The sequence below is a fragment of the Saccharothrix saharensis genome (genome assembly GCF_006716745.1).
Taxonomy (GTDB): domain Bacteria; phylum Actinomycetota; class Actinomycetes; order Mycobacteriales; family Pseudonocardiaceae; genus Actinosynnema; species Actinosynnema saharense.
In genome coordinates this window covers 7,388,194-7,406,660 of sequence record NZ_VFPP01000001.1, presented here as the reverse complement: position 1 = coordinate 7,406,660, position 18,467 = coordinate 7,388,194, and the positions used below count along the sequence as shown (strand labels likewise).

Below are 18,467 nucleotides of genomic sequence, written 5' to 3'. Positions count from 1 at the left end.
GAGCGGCGTGCACGGGGATGTCGATCAGCCGTCGGTGACGGTCCGCGAGGTCGGTGAGGACGGCGTGGTGATCGCCGCCGTGCACGGCGACTTCGACGTCGACACGTTCCGCGACGTGCGGGAAGCGCTGTTCACCTGCCTGAACGGCCGCGCGTCCGCGCTCGTGGTCGACCTGGGCGACGTGGGGTTCTTCGGGTCGATGGGCATCGCGGTGCTGGTGGAGGCGCGGCAGCGGGCCGACGTCGTCGGCGCGGGGTTCGCCGTGGTGGCGGGCAGGCGCTCGGTCGCCCGGCCGATCCGGATGACCGACACCGAGGACCTGCTGCGGTTGCACCGCACCCCGGAGGAGGCGCTGGACGCCGTGCGCGACCGGTCCGGGCCCGAGGCCGACCGGGAGTTCTCCTGGTGGTCGTCGTGAGGGCCCGGTGACGACGACCGGGTCCACCGGCCCTCGCTCGACTACGCTCGACGGGGTCGGGAGGAGGGGCCGTGACGGACGAGGAGCTCGTGGTCGAGTTCGCCCTGACCCGGCTGGACAACCCCGGCCTGGACCTGGAGGAGATCGCCGCGCTGGTCGTCCGCCGGGTGGGCCACGACCGGATGCTCGACTTCGCCTCGCACACCCTCGCCGCGCGCGGTGAGCTGCGCGGCGCGGCGTTCCCGGCCGCGGTCGAGCACGTGCTGCGGGTGCTGCTGACCCTGCGCGGGCCCGTCGACTGACGGGTCAGAGCACCTTGGCGGGCGCGCGGTCGGCGTACTCGACCAGCAGGTCGGCCAGGTGGTCCTCGGCGGGCATGGCGGGCGGCACGGGGTGGTCGGCGCGGCGGCCCGCGACCAGGTCCGAGACGAACACCGTGACGGCCTCGGGCGGGGGCAGCACCGGCGGGCCCAGGTAGGTCAGCGGGACCAGCTCCGCGCCCCGGCCCACCTCGATCCCGGCGCACCAGCCCGTGTGCTCGTCCCACACCAGCGCCAGGTCGTCGTCCGGGTGGCGCGGCACGCGCTGGTCGAGGGCGATGTAGGCGGTCGCGTCGGGCGCGCACTCGTACCAGCACGACTCCAGGTCGACGCCCAGTCTCCGGGCGATCAGCCGCAGGTACTGCCGCAGGCCTCGGTCCTGCGGACCGTCCGCCTCGATCCCGACCATCGACGACCTCCGCCCGCGGCGACACCGCGGCTGGCACCCATCTCGATTGGCACCAGTCTGCATCCACTCGACTACCGAGGGCATTAGCCCATTCGAATGAGAGGAGGTGACGCGAAGTGTCCGCCGATCGCCGTAGCGCGGGGTGTCAGACGCTGCGCAGCACCGAGACGACGGTGCCGAGCACGACGGCCCGGTCGCCGTCGATGACGTCGTAGGCCGGGTTGCGCGGTTCCAGGTGGACGTGCCCGCCGCGGCGGCGGTAGACCTTGACGGTCGCCTCGCCGTCGATCATGGCGGCGACGATCTGGCCCGAGTGCGCCTCGTGCTGCCGGCGCACCACGACGATGTCGCCGTCGCAGATCGCCGCGTCCACCATCGAGTCGCCGCGCACCCGCAGGCCGAAGACGGTGCCGCGGCCGGTCAGCTCGCGGGGCAGCTCCAGCACGTCGTCCACGTGCTCCTCGGCCGCGATGGGCGTGCCGGCGGCGATGTGGCCGACCACGGGCACGGACACCGAGGCCCCACCGGACCGCCGCGCGGACGGCTCGTGCAGGAACAGGCGCACGTCGATCGGCCGCGACACCGTCGTGCCGCGGCGCAGGAAACCCTTCTCCTCCAGCGCCGCCAGGTGCTTGGACACCGAGGACGACGACCGCAGGCCGACCGCGTCGCCGATCTCCCGCGTGCTCGGCGAGTACCCGTGCCGGACCACCCAGTCGCGGATCGCCGCCAGGATGCGCTGCTGGCGCGCCGGGAGGGTGGAGGTGTCCAGGTGCTCGAACGCGTCGAGATCGTCGTAGGCGGTCACCTGCGGGATGATAGAGAAGGGTGTCGTCGACCCCTCCCGGGCATTAAGTTACCGACTGGTAGCCCCTTGTCCGGACCCCGGAGGACCCCATGCCGACGCTCGACCGCCAGGACGACGTGTTCATCCTCGACCTCGGGGACACCGAGAACCGGTTCCACCCCGACTGGATCGCCTCGGTCGACGTCGCGCTCGGCGAGGTGGAGCGGGCAGAGGGTGCCCGCGCCCTGGTCACCACCGCGACCGGCAAGTTCTTCTCCAACGGCCTGGACCTCGACTGGCTGATGGCCAACGGCGAGCACCACCGCGACTACGTCGTGTCGGTGCACGAGCTGTTCGCCCGGGTGCTGACCCTGCCGGTGATCACCGTGGCCGCGCTCCAGGGCCACACCTTCGCCGCCGGCGCGATGCTGTCGCTGGCGCACGACTTCCGGGTGATGCGCGCCGACCGCGGGTTCTGGTGCCTGCCCGAAGCCGAGATCGACATCCCGTTCACGCCGGGCATGTCCGCGTTGGTCCAGGCGCGGCTCGCGCCGCGGACGGCGCACGAGGCCATGACGACCGCCCGCCGCTACGGCGGCCGGGACGCCCTCGCCGCCGGCATCGTGGACCACGCCGTGGACGAGGACGCCGTCCGGTCCACCGCCGTCGGGATCGCCGCCGCCCAGGCGGGCAAGGCGGGACCGACCCTGGGCACCATCAGGTCGCGCATGTACGCGTCCGCGCTGGAGGCGTTGCGGGACAAGGAGAAGCCGCTCGGCTGAGACACCGAGGGGGGACGCCGAGGGAGTGGCCTCCGACCTGGGGGTCGACGTCGGAGGCCACTCCGGGGGCAGCGCCCGACCTGCGCGTGCGCGGTCGTGCTGCGGCGTGGTGACATCGCGGCGCGGCGGGCGGGCCGTCGCGTCACCGTGATTCGTGGGCGTCCCGGGCGAGTTGGCGCAGTTCGGCGGTGCACATCATGAAGCGGTCGGTCGGCAGGTGCTTGAAGTAGTAGCCCACGTCGCCGCCCAGCGCGAACACGTGGACCGGGACACCGGCCCGGCGGCCTGCCTCCACGGACTGGCGCAGCCCGGACATGACCGCCGGGTGCCGGGTCTGGTACGACGAGGCGACCCGGTGGTTGCCCCGGTCCGCGGCCAGGTAGAACTGGGTCAGGTCCTTGGTGCCCACGAAGATCTCGCTCGCGCCCGCCGCGAAGAACTCCGCCGCCGAGTGGACCGCGGCCGGGGTCTCCACGAACACCGACAGCGGCACGTCGTCGGGCAGGTCGAGCCGGACCCGCAGGCGCAGGTACTCGTCCTGGTCGTTGATGAACGGCACCGCGAAGCTCAAGCGGTCCACGTCCGGGCCCAGCCGTTCCGCCACGTACGCGCGCAGAGCCCGGAACGCGTGCGGGTAGTAGGGCTCGTGCAGCAGCCACCGCGCGCCGTGCAGGCCGAGTTCCGGGTTCGACTCGTGGTCGACGTCCACGTCGTTGGTGATCTGCGCGGCGTCGTCGGACCGGAGGTCGAGCAGCCGCATCACCAACCGCTGGCCGGGCAGGAGTTCCTTGACGATGGCGCTCAGCTCCGCGCCGATCGCCGCGCCGTACCGCTCGGCCTCCGGCACGCCCGCGCGCAGCGCGTCGAGCGGGCTCAGCCCCGAGGCCAGGCACAGGAACTCCTCGCGGATGAAGAACGACGTGACCTGGTCGACGCGGGGGTGGATCGCGTTGGTCGACCGGATGTCCGTCGCGTCGGCGATGACGACGCAGACCGAGCGGAGGTCGTCCGGGGTGACGGTGGGGTATTCCGCGGACAGCTCGGCGTGCTCGGGCTCGCCGAGGGTGACCGACTCGCGATCGGTCCGGACGGTCAGGTGCCCGACCAGGCCGGGGAGTTCGTCGGGCGGAATCCGGAGCACCGGGATCCCGCGTGACCGGCACAGCGATTCCATGTGACCGGTGCGGCCGCCACCGGAACAGACCACGGCGGCCGACCTGACGATGGTGTCGTAGAGCTCGGGGCCGAGCGCTTCGACCACCAGCACGGAACCGGGCAGGGGTCTGCCGGTGTGGTTGGCGATTCCGCGAACACTCGTCGACGGCGAACCGACGAGCAAAACCCCGGGAATCTCGCGCGGGCTCACGGCATCCTCCTACCGATTCCGGTCGTGGTGCGGACAGGGGCGGAAGAGTCGGCTCGGGTGCCGACTCCCGGGGCCGGCGCCGTTCGGCACGGCGTCGGCCCCGGGTTTGCGTCGAACTCGGTGGGACATGGTTCGAGCGTCGCAGTCGCCGGACCGGCCGCGCATCTTCTCGAGTGCGAGGTGGACGTCCATTCGGTGCCACTTCGCGCGCCCTCGGCGGGCAACGGCGGAGTAGTCGACTTGTCGTCGGGTTCCGTAGAAATGGTGACGTGGAGAGCGGAACGGGTCCGATCGATCCGACGGGTTCAGCCGACCGGTTCCACCGACCCTTCCAGGCCGAGCGCGAAACGCAGCTCGCGCGGCGTCACGGACAGGTCGGTGAGCTTCGCGGTGGCGGCCGAGCTGACCGCGAACCGCACCGCGCGATCGGACGGCGGCGTGCCGTTGCGCGAGGTGAGCTCACGTATCCGCTGGATGTCGGCCTCCAGCCGGGCGGCGTGCGGATCGCGGTCGTCCCGGCGGCGGGTCGCCATCCGGCGGATGTCGAGGTCCACCGACCGCGACACCACCTCGCGCAATTCCGGGTCGGCGGTTTCGGTGAGCACTTCGGCGAGTTCGACGGCGCGCTCGTCGTAACACGACTCGATCCGGTGCAGGGTGGTGGCCGCGACTTCCACCGAGTGGTTCTTGATGGCGGCGAGGTTGAACGTGAACGCGCCCGTCCGGCCGTTGCGGATGATTTCGTCGCCCTCGCGCGGGCTGCCCACCACGGATATCGGACCGGACGGCGTCCCGTCGGGACCGAGGAGCCGGCCGCACGGGTCGACTTCGACGCCGCGGCCGGTGCGCCGGTGCGCGACGGCGATTCGCTTGCGCAGCAGGGTCGACCAGAGCGTGGAATCGGCGCGTTCGTAGTTCGACTCGCGGCCGAAGTTCGAGATGACGAGATCCGCTTCGACGGTGAGCGGTCCCCCGGAGCCCGCGACGGAGAGCGCGAGCCGGCCTTCCGCGGTGGCCCGGATCTGGTGCACGCGGCCGGTCGTGAGCACCACTCGGCCTTCGCGCAGCGCGGCGTCGACGATGTCGGTCGTGTACGCCATGGCGCTCACCCGCAACACCGCGAGGAGGCTGCCGTAGCTGTCGAGCAGCGCGCGGAGTTCGTCGGTGGGAATGCGTTCGAGGATCGCGGGGAGGTGCGGTTCCCACGATTTGGCGACCCGTTCCGTCACCACCACCGGTGATACTTCCGGGTGTTCGCGGGTCACCATCGCACAGGCCCGATCCCATTCCTCGCGGAATCGGCGGACGAACTCCTCACGGCCTTCGTAGGTGTCGCCGAGCAGCTGCGGTGGAGGCAGTTCGAGCACTTGGTGCCGGTGGTCCGACGGGTACGTCCGGGGCGTGAGGCCGGACCCGGAGATCATGTGGATCGCGCCCTCGTGCCCCTGGCGTAACAGGAGGGTCGCCGAGTCGTAGGCGCTGAGCAGCGTGCCGATGATGGCCACCACGCCGTCCTCGGGCACGGTGAGCACGCGTTCGATGCCGTCCTTCGAATACGGGCTGCGGATGAACGCGGGGTGCTCCAGCACCTCGGCGGCGAAGGCCGGGTACTTCGTCTCCAACCCGGTGGCGAGCACGACGTGGTCGGCTTCGAGGACCGCCCGGTCGCTCGGCGTGCCACCGCTCGGCATCGCGAGGTCCTCGACGACGACGTGCGCGCGGCCGTCGAAGACCTCGACGTCGACCGCTTCACCGTCCGCCTCGACCAGCGTCACGCCCTCGGCGGCTTCGCGGACGGCCTCGGCCAGCCGGCTCTCCAGGTAGTCGTGGTAGATGCGGCGCGGCGCGGGACCGGACTCGGTGAACTCGAAGTCGCGCCAGCCCGCCGGCCAGCCCGACCGGTCCGCCTCGGTGTTGGCCCAGGCGACGAAGTCGTCCACGTCCTCCCGGAACGCCGACATGCGGCCCGCCTGGATGTTGAAGACGTGGTGCCAGTGGTTGCTCTCGCGCTGGTACGCCACCCCGGAGTTCCGGTATTCCGGGCGCCGTTCGAGCAGTACCACCTGTAATGGTTCGCGGGCGAACCGGAGAAGGCGGATGGCGGTGGCGGCACCGGCCAACCCCGCTCCCACGACGACCACCCTGCGGAACCGGTCGAAGCTCTTCACCATGCCACCCCTGTCCCCTCCGGCACTGCCCGTCCGGGTAGCATAACGGTGATTTAGACTGGTGGGCAGGCCGTTCGGAGCGCGTGACGCAATCGTGCTTCGGATTTCACGCGCGCCCGACCGGACCGGAGTCTACCGACAGGAATCCGGACATTCCCGAAGCGATTTCCGCACGGGCGCTTGACAGCCTTCCGGAATGGCCGCCGGCGGTGTCAGGAGCCGTTCCGCGCCGGCCCGGCGGCCGACAGCAGGCGTTCGGCCAGTCCGCGCGCCCGCTTCGCCGGGCCGTTCGGGCCGAACGACTGCCCCGAGGCGTGCAGCCCCTCGAACAGCAGCATCAGGTGGTCGGCCAGCTCGGCCGGGTCCGGCGCGCCGAGCGCCTCGGTCAGCTCGCCGATCCGCGCCCTGGTCCACGACTTCGCGGCGAGGGCGTTGCGGTGCGCGGGCAGCTCGGGCTCGGGGAACTCGGCCAGCGACATGAGGAACTTGCAGCCGCGGAACGCCCCGGACGACACCTCGGCGAACACGACGTCGAACACCGCCAGGATGCGGTCGCGCGGATCGGGGCCCGCGCCGTCGACCGCGGCGGTGAACCGGCCGCGGAAGTCGAGGTCGGCGCGTTCGACGTAGGCGCCGACGAGGTCGTCCTTGGAGGCGAACAGGCGGTAGAGGGTGGTGGGCGCGACACCGGCCTCGGCGGCGACGAGGTCGACGCCCGTGGCGCGGATTCCCCTCAGGTAGAACAGGTCGCCGGCCACTCGCAGCACGTGGGACCGGGTCTCAGCAGCGGATCGGTGCACGGTTCCCCTCGCCGTCGCCACGCTAGGGATGGTTCCCTCCACCCTACCTCCGAGCCGGTGGCCCCACCATGGCCCGCGTGCGCGGGGTCAGGACTCCGCGAGCCAGGTCGCGCGGTGCGACGCCGGCACCGCGAACGGCAGGCGCACCACCGCGACCGGCGGGCCGGCGAGGTCGGCCGCGTCCAGCACCAGCAGCTCGTCGCCCGCGACGGCGACCACCCAGCCGTCGCCCTCGTCCTCGCCGCGCGGCACGAACACCGGCCGGCCGGGCGTGACGCCGAGCTCGCGCCGCCACGTGCAGCCCAGCGCCACGTCGTGGCGGACGATCGCGGTGCCCGCCGTGCCGAACACGAAGCGGTGGCGGCGGCCGGTCAGGCGTTCGTCGACGGAGGCGACGTCCATGGCGGGCAGGTCGACCCGGCGCACGCCGCCGGTGGCGAGGTCGAGCGTGTGGCGGCGCAGCACGCCGGGCGCCCAGACCGCGTCCACGACCACGCGGCCGAGGTCCTCGTAGACGTTGGCCAGCGACAGCACCTCGCCCTCGCCGACCTCGAACCAGTGCGGCCCGCCGTAGGCGAGCAGGCCGATGCGCGCGGGACCGGTGGCGGGCCCCGAGTACGGGTCGCGCAACCCGACGAGGTCGGCGGCGCGGCTGTAGTACGGCGCGGAGTCGAAGACCACCACGAACCGCTCCGTCACCCCGACCGCGCGCATCCGGGGCGCGCCGTCCAGCGGGAAGGGCTCGGCGCGCAGCACCTCGCCGTCCACGCCGAGGGTCACGTGCTCGGCGTACCCGAGGTCCGGGTGGGACATGGCGGTGTGCCAGACCTCGTCGTGCAGGACCGGGTCGGCCATCGTGGCGCCCGAGGGCCAGTCGGCCGGCGCGAGGGCGGCCGGCCGCGGGCCCCGGTACCAGCGGGCGCCGTCGGGCCCGAGCCGGACACCGGAGGCGCCGTACTTGCCGGACCAGACGAGGGCACCGTTCAGCCCTGCGGGCAGCGCACCCCGCACCACCAGCGCTTCCGCGACTTCCCGCACCGACGCGACCACGCCCACCACCCCGTCCCACGTTCCATAACACTGTCTTACTACCATTTATAGCGGCGTTATGGAACCTCGTCAAGGCGCTCCCACCCGCACGGGCAGGTATACCCACCTGGAGTATTGCCCACACCCCGCCCCGTCGCGCAGGACACCACGTCCGACCTGCTGATCACCCGATCGGCACCCGCTCGACCCGCGTGTTCCGGGGCCGACGCAGGGAGGTGCCCGCGGCCGTGCGCGACGAGCCGCCGGGCGCGGACGGGCTGCGGTCGTCCTTGGCGCACGCCGAGTCGGTCCGGCCGCACGGATCGTCCGCCCGGCCGGGGGTCAGGCTGCCCGGTCCGATGGCGGAAACGCGCGCCGCGGTGCGTGAACCGACGGGTGGAGATCAGGTCAGGGCCTGCGGCCCGCGGTCGGAGGTGGTCCGGATCGCCTCGACCGTGCTGACCGCACCGGGCAAGCCGCATATCGGGTACGTCGGGCTGATGCGCGCCCGGGAAGCGGCGGCGTTGCGGAAGGCCGAGCAGCTTGAGCCCGATGTCGTCCGCGGTACGGCCGGGAGCTTGGCGGTGCGGGGCACCCTGATGCTGCGCGCGGCCGGGGCCGCGGTGCGGAGGACGCACGGGGCGCGGGCTAGGGCCTGGCCTACGGAGTCACGCCGACATCGCTCCGGCGGAAGGCGACTTCCGCCTGCGGTCCGACCGCGTCGAGAGTGCCCGGCCGCTGTTCGAGATCACGAGCGGCGACGCGGGAGTGGGGCGCGTGCACGTCGTCTGGCCGAGCCGACGCGAGAACGGTGACGGCACCCCACCGGGGAGGTGGGGTGCCGTCGGCGTCTCGTGGTTACAGCGGCACGTTGCCGTGCTTGCGGGGCGGGGTGGGGCGGCGCTTGTCGCGCAGCATGGCCAGGCCCCGGGCGACCGCGGATCGGGTGTGGGACGGGTCGATCACGTCGTCCACCAGGCCCCGTTCGGCCGCGTAGTACGGGTGGACCAGCTGTTCCGAGTACTCGGCCAGCAGTTCGGCGCGCAGCGCGTCCGGGTCGGCCGCCGCGGCCAGCTCCTTGCGGAAGATGACGTTGACAGCCCCTTCCGCGCCCATCACCGCGATCTCGTTGGTCGGCCAGGCCAGCGACAGGTCCGTCCCGATGGACCGGGAGTCCATCACGATGTACGCCCCGCCGTACGCCTTGCGCACGATCACCTGGATGCGCGGCACGGAGGCCTCGCAGTAGGCGTAGAGCAGCTTCGCCCCGTGCCGGATCACGCCCGCGTGCTCCTGCGCCGTGCCCGGCAGGAAACCGGGAACGTCCACGAGGGACACGAGCGGGATGCCGAACGCGTCGCAGAACCGCACGAACCGCGCCGCCTTCTGGGACGCCTCGATGTCCAGCACGCCCGCGAACACCATCGGCTGGTTGCCCACCAAGCCCACCACCGCGCCGTCCACCCGGCCGAACGCCACCACGACGTTGCGCGCCCAGCCCTCGTGGACTTCGAGGAACTCCCCGTCGTCCACCAGCTCCCCGATCACCGCGCGCATGTCGTAGGGCTTGTTCGGCTCCACGGGCACGATCGAGGCGAACTCCGGCCGCACGTCGTCCACCGCGCCCACCGGCTCGTACGCGGGCGGTGGTTCCAGGTTGTTCGACGGCAGCAACGACACCAGGTGGCGGACGTCCTCCAGGCACGACTCCTCGTCGTCGTGCACGAACGACGCCACGCCGGACAGCTCGCCGTGCACCGAGGCGCCGCCCAGCTCGTCGTGGGTCACCCTCTCCCCCGACACGGCCTGCACCACGTCCGGTCCGGTCAGGTACATCTGGGCGGTGCCGCGCACCATGAACGTGAAGTCGGCCAGCGCGGGCGAGTACGCGGCGCCGCCCGCGGACGGGCCGAGCACCACGGCGATCTGCGGGATGATGCCGGACGCGGCGACCTGGCGGCGGAAGATGCCGCCGTAGCCGTCCAGCGCCATCACGCCTTCCTGGATGCGGGCGCCACCGCTGTCGTTCAGCGCGATGACGGGCGAGCCGGTGTCGAGGGCCATGTCCATCACCTTGTGGATCTTCGCCGCGTGCGCCTGGCCGAGCGACCCGCCGAAGATGGTGAAGTCCTGCGCGTAGACGAACACGCGCCGCCCGTCGATGGTGCCCGAGCCCGCCACCACGCCGTCGGTGTGCGGCCGGTGCTCGGACACCTTCAACCCGTACGCCTGGTGCCGCCGGTACAGCTCGACCTCGGTGAACGAGCCGGGGTCCAGCAGCATGTCCAGGCGTTCCCGCGCGGTGCGCTTGCCGAGCGAGCGCTGGCGGCGCACGGCGTCGGCGTTGGACACCGCGCGGTCGCGCAGGTCGTCGTTGCGCTCGCGGAGCAGCTCCATCGTGCGCACGGGCAGTTCGGGCCGGAAGTCCTGGTGCCCGTTGACGCGGTCGATCCCTGATGTGGTCATCGGCGGCCTGCCTGGCGATCGGTCACCGCGCCGGTGTCGGCGAGCCACCGCACCGTGTCGGCGACGGTGTCGGCGAAGGGACGGGGTTTGAGGTCGAGCGTGCTCGCGGCCGGGTCGACCCGGACCGCCGCGCCGACCGTGGCGATCGCCTCGTGCTCGGCGGGCAGGTGCCACGGCCAGGCGGGCTGCACCAGGTCGACGAACCGCCCGACGGGCGTCATCATCGCCGCGGGCAGGAAGACCGCGGGCAACGCGCGCCCGGTGGCCTCCCTGACCGCGTCGACGTACTCCCGGGTCGTCAGGTAGTGCCCGGGACCGAAGTGCCGTCCCGTCACGTCCGGGGACAGCAGCGCCGCGTGCAGCGCCGCCGCGTCCCGCACGTCGCCGATCTGCAGCCCACCCGCGGGCCACATCGGCATGATCCCGCGCACCGTGTCGCGCAGCCGCACGGTCTGGTCGCCCAGCTTCGGGTCGTGCGGCCCGAGGAGCGCCGGCGGGTAGCTCACGACCACCGGCGCCCCTTCGTCCTGGTGCCGCCGCGCGATGGCCTCCGACGCGGCCTTGGTCGCCGCGTACGGCGCGCGGGTCGTGCCCACGGGCGACTGCTCGTGGATGACCCGCACGCCCGGCCCGAACAGGGCCGCCGTGCTCGACACGTGGACGACGCGCCCCGCGCCGGCACGGCGGGCGGCGCCGAGCACCACCTCCGTGCCGTGCGCGTTGGTGCGCAGCATCTCCGCCCGCTTGCGCCGGTCGAACGAGTACACCGACGCCGCGTGGACGACGGCGTCCGCGCCGCGCACCGCCGCGGCGACCGACCGCTCGTCGGTCACGTCCCCGACGACGACGTCCAGCGCGTCGGGTGGCACCTCCAACGGTCGCGTGGCGGCGTCCACCGCGCTCGCGTCCCGGACCAGCAGGCGGACCCGGTGGCCGGCTCGCACGAGCTCCGCCACCGTGTGCGAGCCGACGAACCCGGTACCCCCGGTGACGGTCACCAGCATGTGTGCTCCCTCCCGATGCGTGTGCGGACCGCGCGGTCAGACCCGGTGGAAAGCGCTGCTGTAGAACAACAGCGCCTCCGTGCCCGCGCCTCGGCTGGAGCTGAGCACCTGGCCGACGAAGATCGTGTGGTCGCCGCCGTCGTAGACCGACACCAGCTCGCACTCCAGCCACGCCAGCGAGCCGTTGAGCAGCGGCGCGCCGCTGTGCGGGCCCTCCAGCCAGTCGACCGCGTCGAACTGCTCCGGCCCGAGCGGGCGGCGCTTGTCGGCGAAGTACTTCGCGGTGTCCCGCTGGTCCGCGCCCATGATCGACACGCCGAACCGCTTGGTGCTGCCGATCGCGTCGTGCATCACCGCCGAGCGGGAGATGCAGCACAGCACGAGCGGCGGGTCCAGCGAGACCGAGGTGAACGCGTTGGCCGTCATGCCGTGCGCGTGCTCGCCGCCGACCGTCAACACCGTGACCCCGGTCGCGAACAGGGACATGGCGTCCCTCAGCGAGGTCTCCTCCATCGTGGGAGCCGCTTCGTACATGTCCGTCATCCCCCCAGCCCGGCGCGCGCCAGCGCCGGGGCCTCGGCGTAGGGCGCGAGCGCCTTGCGCAGGTCTTCGGGCACCCGGGAGGGCACCGTGTTGGTGTTCGGGCCGCGCATGCACGCGATCCGCTGCCTGCCCTTGGCGACCAGGACCTCCTGGCCGCCGGTGACCTTGACGTAGTCGAAGCTGAACTGGATCTGGGTCTGGGTCAGCTCCTCCAGCCGCATCCGCACCGACAGCTCGTCGAACAGCGTGATCTCGGAGAAGAACTCGCACTCCACCTTGAGGGTGAACAGCTTGAGGTCGTCCTGGAGGTCCCGCAGCACGCTCGGCGCCTTCTCCTTGAGGAACATCTCGCGGCACCGGCCCTGCCAGCGCAGGTAGTTCACGTAGTACACGTTGCCGACGAGGTTGGTCTCCTCGAACCCGACCGTGTGGCGGATCTCGTAGTAGTCGGTCATGTCAGCCCTCCTTGCCCACGAGCACCGCGAACACCACCGGCGACGTCCGGTCGTTGACGGTGGTCACCCAGGTGGCGACCTTGGCGTCGCCGGTCGACAGCACGGCCCAGCCGTCCGGGTGGACCCGGTCGACGGTCAGCGCCTGCGTGGTGGAACCGGTCTTGCGCAGGCACTCCACCGCGCTCCACACGCGGGTGCCCGAGACCGACGCCGTCTCGCCCGCCTCGGCGGCGATCAGGTCGCGCACGGCGACCAGGTCCTCGCCGAGCAGCCCGGCCCAGTCCTCCTCCGGCCGCGTCACGGCCTCCTCGACGTCCACGCCGAGCGCACCGCCCCGCGCGACCGCGGCGAACGTGATGCCCGCGCTGTGCGAGGCGGACACCTCCACGCCGTCGACCTCGGGCTTGCCGTCGGGCCGGTAGCGCACGTCCACGGGCCGGTCCAGCGCCCGGCCGATCGCGAGCGCGGTCTGCGCGCGGCGCTCCGGCGTGGCGTCGGTCGGGTCGGGCTCGACCACGACCGCGCGGCTGCCGCCCAGGACCCGCTCCAGCGAGCGCTCCAGGTACGAGCCGAGCATGGTCGGCGTCCACGGTCCCGCGCCGTCGCGCTTGCGCACGGCCCGCAGCACCAGCCCCTCCCACCGCTCGACGAGCCGCCCGTCGGGGTCGCGCACGTCGATGTCGTAGGTGTAGCTGTCGCCGTCCTGCGACCGCTCGCGGGCGTCCAGCACCACGTACTGGGCCAACTGGTCGACCGGTGCGGCGAGGTAGAGCCGCTCCACGCTCTGCGGCAGCAGCGTGGCGTCGGGGACGCAGCACTGGATGGCGTGCATCATCACGTCCCGCGTGCCGGGGTCGGCCAGCATCCGGTCCTGCGGCAGGAACGGGGCGAACCAGGAGGCGACGGACGCCGTGGCGACCTCGGCCACCGCGTGCCGGGCGCTGGCCCGCCGGTAGCCCTGCAACCGCTGGAACCGCTTGCCCTGGAACAGGACGCTGCCGTACAGCTCGGTGACCGGGTCGACCGGCACGAGCGGCAGCACGGGCGCGCCGTCCACCGCGTCGCCGGGGATCTCCGGCCGCGGGAACCGCAGGCGGGCCCGGAAGTGGTCGGCGGAGAACCCGGTGTCCTCGGCCCGGATGGCCACGTCCACCGTCTCGGCGTCCCGGGCCAGCGCGGCGATGCGCACCGTCAGCGAGCCGCCCGGCCGCACGACCACCGGCCGCAGGAACTCGACGTCGGACAGCAGCGGCGGCGAGTCGTGCCCGGTCAGGGCGCTCGCCACCTGGGTCATCGCCTCCATGCCGATCACCGCCGGGAACAGCAGGTCGCCTTCGAGCAGGTGGTCGCCCAGGTACGGGTCGCTGCCGTCGGACAGGTCGGCCTCGGTCACCAGCTCGACGGTCGGGTAGTGCACCAGGACGCGGTCCACGAACCGGGCCAGCGGCAGCTCGGTCTGCGCCATCTCCAGCGTGGGCAGGCCGGCGGCACGGCCGGAGACCACGAGCACGGGGCCCACGGTCGGGTCGGCCAGCACCTCGCGCAGCACCGCGATGCCCGCCTCGGTGGAGATCGGCGTGATGCCGTCGCGCATCAGCGCCTCGACCACGCCCAGCCGCTCGCCCATGCCCGCGCCGGACCAGACTGACCACTCCAGGGCCAGCACGCGCGCCCCGGGGTGCCGCACGCCGAAGTCGACGGTCAGCTCGGACATCCAGTCGTTGGCGGTCGAGTAGTGCGCCTCACCGCGCAGACCCGCGCGGCCGATGATGCTGCCGAACGTGACCAGGAGCTTGATCCGCTCCGGGTCCACGGCGTCGAGCACCGCGTTCAGGCCGGCGATCTTCGGCGCCAGCGTGGCCCGGAAGTCCTCTTCGGACAGCCCGGTCAACGCCCTGGGCTCGTTGCGGCCCGCGCCGTGCAGCACGGCGGTCACCTCGCCCAGCTCGGCGCGGAACCGCTCGACGGCGGCGGCGATCTGCTCGACGGAGGTCACGTCGGCCCGCTCGTAGCGGTGCGTGATGCCCGCCGCGGTCATCCGGGCCAGGTTGGCGGCCAGCTCGGCGTCGGCGGCCGGGTCGGCCCGGCCGATCAGCGCCAGGGACGCGCCCGAGTCGGTCGCCATCGCGATGGCGCACTCGGCCGTGATGCCCTTGCCGCCACCGGTGACCAGCAGCACGTCGTCCGGGCCCAGCGGGGTCGCACCGGGCGAGCCCGGCTCCACCCGGCCCGAGACCGCCCGCAGCACCGGCACCGTCCGCACGCCGTCGGCGTCGTACCGCACCTGCGCGAAGTCGGTGGTGGCCGCGACCTCGGCGGCGACCCGGCGCACCGCGTCGGTGCCGTCCGCGAGGTCGACCAGCGTGACCGGGATGTGCGGTGCTTCCAGGTGCAGCGTGCGGGCCAGGCCCGACGCACCCAGCCGGTGCTGCACGACCGCGAGCCGGCGGCCGGAGGCGAGCACGTCGCGCGCGGCTGCCAGGAACAGGCCGACGTGCGCGTCACCGCCCTCCGGCGGGAGCAGCAGGAGCACGCCGTCGCCGGGCAGGCCCGCCTTCAGCGGCTCGGCCAGCGGGTGGCCCTCGGGGGCGTACACGGTCCACTCCCCCACCGGTCCCGGTGTCGCCGCGACGAGCTCGCGCTCGACGTGCTCGACCAGGAACGGCCGCACCCAGGGCGCGATGCCGGGCACCTCGCCGCTGTCGCGCTCCTGCGCGTGCGCCGTGTCGGCCAGGTTGTCGATCAGGTCGGCCAGCTCGCCCATCCGCACGGTGGCGAAGTTGGTCGTGCCCTCCAGGGCCGGGCGGCCCAGGGTGCGGGTGACCTCGTTGACCAGCTGGCCGACCGTGATGGAGCTCAGGTGCAGGTCGTCCAGCGGGTGGGTCTGCGCGGTGATGGCCTCCAGCGGCAGCTCGACGCGTTGCGCGGCCAGCCGGCGCAGCAGCTCCAGCGTGGACTCGCCGTCCGAGCCCGCCGCCGGCTGGGCCGACTTGGCCGCGGCCGGCGCGTCGAGCTCCGCCGCGAGCAGGTTCGAGTCGAGGGCGGGGGCCGTCTCGCAGGGGCTGGCCAGGAAGGTCATCGAGCCGTCCAGCGGCAGGTCGCGGATGACCCGGTCGGCGAACAGCACGTCGGTGCGGACCTCGCCGCCCAGCGCGTGGGTGGCGGCGACGACGGTCAGCAGCGAGGTGAGCGACGCGCTGTCGGTGTCGACCGAGAGCACGGGCTTGTCGGGGGCGATCTCCTCCAGCAGTCCGCCGAGGACCCGGCCGGGGCCGACCTCGACGACGAGGTCCGCGACCGCGGCGGCCTTGGCGGCGGCCTCGTGGAACCGGACCGGGAGGGTGATCTGGTCGCGCAGCAGCGTGCGCACGTCCGTGTCCGCCTCCAGCACCCCGCCGGTGACGGTGGACAGCACCGGCCGGATCACCCGACCGAAGTCGAACTCGGTCAGCCGCTCCCGCATGGCCTCGGCCGCCGGGGACACCAGCGGCGAGTGGAACGCGTGGGAGACGTTGATGCGGGTGGCCTGCACGCCCGCGGCGCGTGCCACCGAGATCACCCGGTCGACGGCCTCGGCCGGGCCGGACAGCACGGTCTGCGCCGGGCCGTTGTAGCCCGCGATCACCACGTCCTCGCCCGCGGCCAGCTCCAGCGCCCGCTCGGGCGTGGTGCCCAGGCCCGCCATCGCGCCGCCGCCCTGGCTGGCGCTCGCCATCACCCGACCGCGTTCCGCGGCCAGCGACAGCACCCGGTTGGCGTTGATCGCGCCACCCCAGTGCAGGGCGGTCAGCTCGCCGAGGCTGTGCCCGACCGCCGTGTTCGCGTCGATGCCCAGCTCGCGCAGCACCTTCAGCGCGGCGAGCGAGCCCGCCACGATCCGCGGCTGCGCGACCTCCGTGGCGACCTGGTCGCCGTCGGTGGGCAGGTTCGCGGACCGGAAGACCTCCTCGGCGACGGGGAACCGACGGCGCAGCGCGCCGACCGCGCCCCGGCCCGAGCCCTGGCCCGGGAACAGGAACGCCAGGCGCGGTGGCGCGGTCCACTCGTCGAGGAACACGCCGTCGGCGACGTCGAAGGTGGTGACGCCCTCGGCGACCGCGGCGACCAGCTTGGCGACCTTGCGCTCGGCCTCCTCCGGGGTGCGGGCCACGACCGCGCCGCGCAGGGGCGCGCCGGTGAGCCGGTCCGCCAGCGCCGCCGCCAGGTCGCCCAGCTCGGCCAGCGCGAGCTTCGGCAGCAGCGCGGAGACCTCGGCCAGCTTGTCCTTCAGCGCCGTGCGGTCGGGCGCGTCGAACAGCAGCACCTCGGCGTCCTGGCGGCCGGAGACGACCGCCTTGGTCCGCACGTCGAGCTGCTCGCGGCGGGGCGCGTCGGGCGCGGCCTCCAGCGCGATGTGGGTGTTGATGCCGCCGAAGCCCATGGCCGACACGCCGGCGCGCACCGGGCGGTCCTCCGGCCACAGCTCGGCCTCCAGCGGCACGTACATCACCGCGTCGTCCGCGGTCAGCTTCGGGTGCGGGTCGAAGTGCCCGGTGCCCGGCGGGATGACCTGGTGGTGCACGGCGAGGGCCGCCTTGATCAGTCCGGCGACCCCCGCCGCGGCCTTGGTGTGCCCGAAGTTGCCCTTGACGGTGCTCAGCGCGGCCGGCCGGGCGTCCGGGTCGGCGGCGCGGCGGGCCGAGGACAGCGCCTCGATCTCCGTCTCGTCACCCAGCGCCGTGCCGGTGCCGTGGCCCTCGAAGTAGGACACGGTCTCCAGGCCGTAGCCCGCGCGGCCGTAGGCGCGGTGCAGGGCCAGGCGGTGGCCGTCGGCCTCGGGGCGGGTGATGCCGCCCTTGCCGTCCGACGAGACGCCCCAGCCCGCGATGGTGGCGTAGATGCGCATGTTCTTGGCCAGCGCGTCGGCCTCGCGCACCAGCACGAGCGACCCGGCGCCCTCGCCCGGCCAGAAGCCGTTGGAGTCCTTGTCGTAGACCTTCATCACGCGCTTGGCCAGCGCGCCGGTCTTGGCGAAGCCGATGACCTCGAACGGGTCGATCGACAGGTCGACACCGCCCGCGATGGCCACGTCCATGTCGCCCTCGACCAGCGACTTGGCCGCCGTGGCGACCGACAGCAGCGACGAGGAGCAGGCGCCGTCGACGGTGTAGCCGCCGCCGCGCAGGTCGAAGTAGTTGCAGATGCGGCCCGCGATCGTGTTCGCCAGGCCACCCGCGAGGGTGTCCTCGTTGATCTCCGGGAACGGTGCCTTGTAGTCCACTTCCAGCTCGCGCAGGAAGCCCGCGATCTCGTCCTCGGGCCACCCCTTGCCGGCCAGCGCCGCGGCGACCGTGCGCCGCACGTAGGGCCAGCGCAGCCGCATCACGTTCGCGCGGGAGAACTCACCGGTGAGGCTGTTGCCCAGCACCACGCCGGTGCTCTGCTTCGGCAGGCCCTCGGCCTCCGGGAAACCCGCGTCGGCCAGCGCCTGGGAGGTGACGTCGAGCGCCAGCCAGTGCGTCATGTCCGTGGAGCGGAACGTGCTGCCGGCCACGCGGTAGCGGACCCGGTCGAACTCGAAGTCGCGCAGCACGGCCGCCATCTTCGAGTAGAAGCGGTCCGGTGCTTCGGGATTGGGGTCGTAGTAGTCCGCCTGGTTCATCCGTTCGTCGGGCAGCCTGCGGAAGGCCCGACGACCGGCCAGGACGTTTTCCCACAGTTCCCCGGTGGAACCGGCATCGGGGTAGCGCAGGCCGATGCCGACGATTGCGATCCGCTCACTGCTCATGCTTTCACCGTCTTTGAGGACATCGGGGGTTTGACGAGGACGGAAAAACACCGTGCGATCAGGAAAACAAACACACGGCACTTCGAAAAATGTGTGCAACGTAAGCCTGCACGACCACCCGACGGGCCTGCTTCTCCGATTTTGCCGAGCTGA

General features: G+C 72.8%; 14 protein-coding genes. 3 read left to right on the top strand and 11 right to left on the bottom strand.

Annotated elements, in window-relative coordinates; genetic code table 11:
• Positions 1-7 precede the first annotated feature (7 nt).
• Together FHX81_RS33915 and FHX81_RS33910 are read left to right on the top strand one after the other, a co-directional pair.
• The gene (locus FHX81_RS33915) at positions 8-418 is read left to right on the top strand and encodes an STAS domain-containing protein (protein WP_141982594.1); all 411 of its coding nucleotides are present in this window, start codon (positions 8-10) and stop codon (positions 416-418) included.
• Positions 419-489: 71 nt separating this feature from the next.
• On the top strand, positions 490-720 hold the full coding sequence (locus FHX81_RS33910) for a hypothetical protein (protein ID WP_141982593.1): 231 nt from the start codon (positions 490-492) through the stop codon (positions 718-720).
• 4 nt (positions 721-724) lie between these two features.
• Here the strand turns inward: FHX81_RS33910 and FHX81_RS33905 are convergent, their stop codons facing one another.
• Together FHX81_RS33905 and lexA are read right to left on the bottom strand one after the other, a co-directional pair.
• Complete coding sequence (locus FHX81_RS33905) at positions 725-1,147, bottom strand: DUF6292 family protein (protein ID WP_141982592.1); 423 nt, start codon at positions 1,145-1,147, stop codon at positions 725-727.
• A 145-nt stretch (positions 1,148-1,292) separates the two neighbouring features.
• Positions 1,293-1,955 carry a transcriptional repressor LexA gene (gene lexA / locus FHX81_RS33900; RefSeq protein WP_141982591.1) on the bottom strand — a complete coding sequence of 221 codons (663 nt, stop codon included), beginning with the start codon at positions 1,953-1,955 and terminating at the stop codon, positions 1,293-1,295.
• 89 nt (positions 1,956-2,044) lie between these two features.
• On the opposite strand from lexA, the gene FHX81_RS33895 reads away from it, so the two are divergent.
• The gene (locus FHX81_RS33895; RefSeq protein ID WP_141982590.1) at positions 2,045-2,716 is read left to right on the top strand and encodes an enoyl-CoA hydratase-related protein; all 672 of its coding nucleotides are present in this window, start codon (positions 2,045-2,047) and stop codon (positions 2,714-2,716) included.
• 142 nt (positions 2,717-2,858) lie between these two features.
• On the opposite strand, the gene FHX81_RS33890 is transcribed toward FHX81_RS33895, so the two are convergent.
• The 9 genes from FHX81_RS33890 to FHX81_RS33850 all read right to left on the bottom strand — a co-directional run bounded on the left by FHX81_RS33890 (position 2,859) and on the right by FHX81_RS33850 (position 18,314).
• Complete coding sequence (locus tag FHX81_RS33890; RefSeq protein ID WP_246108108.1) at positions 2,859-3,983, bottom strand: putative PEP-binding protein; 1,125 nt, start codon at positions 3,981-3,983, stop codon at positions 2,859-2,861.
• 404 nt (positions 3,984-4,387) lie between these two features.
• Positions 4,388-6,253 (bottom strand): FAD/NAD(P)-binding protein, encoded by a 1,866-nt coding sequence (locus FHX81_RS33885; protein WP_246108107.1) that lies wholly within the window; start codon positions 6,251-6,253, stop codon positions 4,388-4,390.
• Between the two features lie 209 nt (positions 6,254-6,462).
• On the bottom strand, positions 6,463-7,017 hold the full coding sequence (locus tag FHX81_RS33880) for a TetR/AcrR family transcriptional regulator (RefSeq protein WP_246108106.1): 555 nt from the start codon (positions 7,015-7,017) through the stop codon (positions 6,463-6,465).
• A 120-nt stretch (positions 7,018-7,137) separates the two neighbouring features.
• Positions 7,138-8,100, bottom strand: coding sequence for a carotenoid oxygenase family protein (locus tag FHX81_RS33875; protein WP_170232260.1), 963 nt, complete (start codon positions 8,098-8,100; stop codon positions 7,138-7,140).
• A gap of 837 nt (positions 8,101-8,937) precedes the next feature.
• Positions 8,938-10,476 carry an acyl-CoA carboxylase subunit beta gene (locus FHX81_RS33870; RefSeq protein WP_211363879.1) on the bottom strand — a complete coding sequence of 513 codons (1,539 nt, stop codon included), beginning with the start codon at positions 10,474-10,476 and terminating at the stop codon, positions 8,938-8,940.
• A 65-nt stretch (positions 10,477-10,541) separates the two neighbouring features.
• On the bottom strand, positions 10,542-11,549 hold the full coding sequence (locus FHX81_RS33865) for an SDR family NAD(P)-dependent oxidoreductase (RefSeq protein WP_141982587.1): 1,008 nt from the start codon (positions 11,547-11,549) through the stop codon (positions 10,542-10,544).
• A 36-nt stretch (positions 11,550-11,585) separates the two neighbouring features.
• The gene (locus FHX81_RS33860; protein ID WP_425473859.1) at positions 11,586-12,083 is read right to left on the bottom strand and encodes a flavin reductase family protein; all 498 of its coding nucleotides are present in this window, start codon (positions 12,081-12,083) and stop codon (positions 11,586-11,588) included.
• A 5-nt stretch (positions 12,084-12,088) separates the two neighbouring features.
• Complete coding sequence (locus tag FHX81_RS33855; protein ID WP_141982585.1) at positions 12,089-12,547, bottom strand: acyl-CoA thioesterase; 459 nt, start codon at positions 12,545-12,547, stop codon at positions 12,089-12,091.
• Between the two features lies 1 nt (position 12,548).
• Complete coding sequence (locus FHX81_RS33850) at positions 12,549-18,314, bottom strand: type I polyketide synthase (protein WP_141982584.1); 5,766 nt, start codon at positions 18,312-18,314, stop codon at positions 12,549-12,551.
• Positions 18,315-18,467 lie beyond the last annotated feature (153 nt).

Excerpts from the sequence above, each read along its gene's own strand:
- FHX81_RS33905 (WP_141982592.1), bottom strand. The coding sequence starts at position 1,147 with ATGGTCGGGATCGAGGCGGACGGTCCGCAGGACCGAGGCCTGCGGCAG.
- FHX81_RS33895 (WP_141982590.1), top strand. The coding sequence starts at position 2,045 with ATGCCGACGCTCGACCGCCAGGACGACGTGTTCATCCTCGACCTCGGG.
- FHX81_RS33885 (WP_246108107.1), bottom strand. The coding sequence starts at position 6,253 with ATGGTGAAGAGCTTCGACCGGTTCCGCAGGGTGGTCGTCGTGGGAGCG.
- FHX81_RS33870 (WP_211363879.1), bottom strand. The coding sequence starts at position 10,476 with ATGGAGCTGCTCCGCGAGCGCAACGACGACCTGCGCGACCGCGCGGTG.
- FHX81_RS33865 (WP_141982587.1), bottom strand. The coding sequence starts at position 11,549 with ATGCTGGTGACCGTCACCGGGGGTACCGGGTTCGTCGGCTCGCACACG.
- FHX81_RS33860 (WP_425473859.1), bottom strand. The coding sequence starts at position 12,083 with ATGTACGAAGCGGCTCCCACGATGGAGGAGACCTCGCTGAGGGACGCC.
- FHX81_RS33855 (WP_141982585.1), bottom strand. The coding sequence starts at position 12,547 with ATGACCGACTACTACGAGATCCGCCACACGGTCGGGTTCGAGGAGACC.
- FHX81_RS33850 (WP_141982584.1), bottom strand. The coding sequence starts at position 18,314 with ATGAGCAGTGAGCGGATCGCAATCGTCGGCATCGGCCTGCGCTACCCC.